This window comes from Methylomonas rivi, assembly GCF_024505165.1.
Classification (GTDB): domain Bacteria; phylum Pseudomonadota; class Gammaproteobacteria; order Methylococcales; family Methylomonadaceae; genus Methylomonas; species Methylomonas rivi.
The window spans coordinates 1-3,507 of the sequence record NZ_JANIBK010000245.1 but is presented as its reverse complement, the minus strand read 5'-3'; the positions used below and the strand labels follow the sequence as shown (position 1 = coordinate 3,507).

Genomic DNA, 3,507 nt, shown 5'->3' with positions numbered 1-3,507 from the left:
GGTTTCCGTGCCGAGCGCGGCTTTCGGCGGCTGGTGTTGATGGGGCATAGCGGCGGCGGCGGGTTGGCCATGCTATTGGCCGGGCGGCTGCCGCAGACAAGTGCAATTGTTACGCTGGCGGGGAATTACGATATCGACATCTGGGCCGCGCATCATCATTACCTGCCTTTGCATGAATCGCTCAATCCGGCCCGGCAACCCGAGACCGGCATTCCGGAATGGCATTTTTTGGCGGAACGGGACCAAACGGTGCCGCCCGATTTGTTTTTAGCGGCTCTGCTGCGCCGGCCAAGGGCGCATGTCCAAGTTATACCGGCCATAGACCATCATGACGGCTGGCGGAAACTATGGCCGCAAATACTGAACAGGATAGCCGAAAAGCATTAGGCATTTGTCGCTATGGCGGTTTTCTGCTATTTTCGATGCAGGTTTTGAACACAACGACAAGGCGGCCGTATGTCTGTAAAGCTTTTTAAAGCGCGTAAACTGGTGTTGGCGATTTCCACTATTCTGTTGGCGTCCTGCGCCCATGAAGCCAGTAAGGAGGAAATGGCCAAAGCCACCGAGGGTTTTGTGATTCAAGATACCAACAAACTGTTTGTGGTGGATTGTCTGCTGCCCGGGCAGGTGCGTAAACTGGGTTCGCAAATGACCTATTTATCCGCCCGACGGCCGATACGCACCACGGCCGCCGATTGCGAAGTGCGCGGCGGCGAATACGTGGCTTACGACCGCGCCAATTATGCCAGTGCCTTGAACATCTGGCTGCCCAAGGCCCAGGAAGGCGACGCGGCGGCGCAATTGTATGTCGGGGAAATTTTCGAAAAAGGCCTGGGCGAAAAAGCCGATTATCAGGCGGCGGCGCAATGGTATGAAAAAGCCGCCAACCAAGGCAATTTTCAGGCCCAGTTGAATTTGGGGCATTTGTACGAGAAAGGCCTGGGGGTGCCGCAAAACAAGGAAACGGCGATGCGCTGGTACCGCAAATCCGCCGGCCTGGACGAGGCCGGACTGCAATTTACTCCGGCGGTCGATGCGCAAGCGCTCAGCGCGAGCGATGTCAGCAACGAATTAGCCACGCTACGGGAAGAAGTGGCGCAATCTCGCCAGGAAGCCGAACAATTGCGCCAGCAACTGCAAAATACTCGCCAAGAGGCCTTGGATCAGCAGGAAAGCCTGCGCAAGGCCCAAGACGAATTGGAAGCCCTACGCAACAAATTACAGCAGCAAAAATCGGAAAGCCCCGCCGGGTCCAGCGAGGTATCGGCTCTGGAGCGGCAGTTAAAAGAAAAACAAGCCCAGTTAACCAGCCAGCAAGCCAAACTGGGCGCGTTGACGAAAACCCTGAGCGCGGAACGTAAACGCATGCAGCAGGAATTGCAAACCGCCCAGCAGCAAAAAACCGCAGCAAAAGCGGCGGATACCGCAAGCAACGAACTGGAAAACCGCCTCAACCAACAAATCGAAACCTATCAAAGCCAGTCCGCCGAGTTGACTGCTTGGTTGACCTCCGGTAAGCAGTTGGACAGGGCGAAAATCGACGCCCGCAAATTGGCGTTGCAGCAACAGGCGCGGGAAATCGCCGGCCTGAAGGAAAAACTGGAACAAAAACAACCTACCCAATTGGCCTCCGCCGGCAACGGGCCCAGCATCGAGCTATTGGAACCCGCCGTTACCGTGACGCGGGGTATCCCCAGCATCCAATTCGGTTTGGGCGAGGCCAGCAAGCGCTTGGTCGGACGCATCGATACCAAGGCCGGGTTGACCCGCTTGCTGCTCAACGATAAGCCGCTGGCGGTCGATGCCAACGGCCAGTTCGAGACCGATCTGGCCTTGCAAGGCAAGGAAACCGTAGTGCGCCTGGTCGCCACCGATAAAAGCAATCAAAGCAGCGACTTAAGTCTGCGCTTGCTGGCGTCGGAAAACGGCGAACAGGCGACTTACGCCAACAGCAATACCGCCGAAACCCGTCAGGTGGGCGATATCCAGTTTGGTAAATTTTACGCCTTGATTATCGGTAACAACGATTACAAAGCCTATCCGGATCTGCAAACCCCGGTTACCGACGCCAAAAGCCTGGAAGTGCTGCTGCGCGAACGTTACGGCTTTAAAACCAAAATACTGCTGAACGCCAATCGCCACGCCATCATGTCGGCGCTGAACGAATTGAACCAAAAACTCACCGAGCAGGATAATCTGCTGATCTATTATGCCGGCCACGGCGAAATCGACCAAAAATCCCAAAGCGCCTACTGGTTGCCGGTGGATTCGGAAGCCGGCAATACCGCCAACTGGATTTCCAGCCAAAGCATCACCGAATATTTAAGCATCATGCCAGCCAAACACATCATGGTGGTGGCCGACTCCTGTTACTCCGGCGCCTTGACCGGCTCCGCGGTGGCGCGTTTGCCGGAGGGTATGGACGCGGCCAAGCGCGAACGCTGGCTGAAGGCCATGAACAGCCGCAAGGCCCGTACCGTATTGACCTCCGGCGGCGTTAAGCCGGTCATGGACCAGGGCGGCGGCAGCCACTCCGTGTTTGCCAACGCGTTTTTAAAAGTGCTGCGCGGCAATAAACGGGTGATAGAGGATTACGATATTTTCCGGGATGTGGCCAACCAGGTGCGGGTTTCCGCGTCCAAGGCCGGTTTCGAGCAAACGCCGCAATATGCCCCCTTGCAACATGCCGGCCACGAAGGCAGTCCCTTCTTTTTTGTGCCCGAGGCTTAAATGCAACGAAACGTTTTACTCGGCAGGTACGCTAAATGGTGTTAATTCTCAGGGTCCTGAGCTATAAAGGCTTACCGTCCAATCAGCCTATCAGCGCGCAGTTCGATGCCCAAGGCGGCTCGATTGGCCGGGCGCCCAACAATCACTTGGTGCTGCCGGACCCGGAAAAATTTATTTCCCGCGTGCATGCCAGCATTCATTGCGAAGCCGGCCGGTATTTTATTGAAGACAGCAGCACGGGCGGCACGTTTCTCGGCGACAGCGACATCCCGCTGCAGCAAGGCCGGGCGCCGGTGTCCGACGGGGAAAAAATCCGCATAGGCGAATACGAATTGCTGGCTACCTTGTCGGAATCCGCCACGGCGGGATTTGCCGTCAGCATAGAACAACCCGTGCGGCAGCTGGATCTGGCCCAAAACAGCGTGCTGGACGGCCCTTTCGCGCCCGCGCAGCCGGCGCCGCCGCAACCCAAGGCGGATTTTTTTTCCAGTTTTGTCGAACAGCCCGAGTCTTCGGCCTTCCACCAAAGTTTCACCCCGCCGCAAATCGCCGCAACCTCGGCTCCCGCGGCGGCGGACGAGCTGGATTTCGGCGATTTGCTGTCCAAGTTGGACGAGTTGCCGGGTAGCCCAGTCCCCGTCGGCAGCGGCCAGCCGGTCGATTTGCCGCCCTTGCCGGCGGATTTTTTTGCCGATGAGCCGGCAGCATCGGAGCCATCCGTCCCCGTTCAGCCCGCCGTGGAAGCTGAAGCGCCATGGCCGTCATTCGACGAAACCC

3 protein-coding genes are annotated in these 3,507 nt (G+C 57.5%); all 3 read left to right on the top strand.

Translation table 11 applies throughout. The annotated features are described in order from the left end of the window. On the top strand, positions 1 to 387 hold a 387-nt coding region (locus NP596_RS20590), incomplete at its 5' end, for an alpha/beta hydrolase family protein (RefSeq protein ID WP_371927994.1). 69 nt (positions 388 to 456) lie between these two features. After that, positions 457 to 2,730 carry a caspase family protein gene (locus NP596_RS20585; protein ID WP_256617261.1) on the top strand — a complete coding sequence of 758 codons (2,274 nt, stop codon included), beginning with the start codon at positions 457 to 459 and terminating at the stop codon, positions 2,728 to 2,730. Positions 2,731 to 2,765: 35 nt separating this feature from the next. Next, positions 2,766 to 3,507, top strand: a 742-nt coding sequence (locus tag NP596_RS20580; RefSeq protein WP_256617260.1) for a type VI secretion system-associated FHA domain protein, incomplete at its 3' end; no start/stop codon positions are given.

Excerpts from the sequence above, each read along its gene's own strand:
- NP596_RS20585 (WP_256617261.1), top strand. The coding sequence starts at position 457 with ATGTCTGTAAAGCTTTTTAAAGCGCGTAAACTGGTGTTGGCGATTTCC.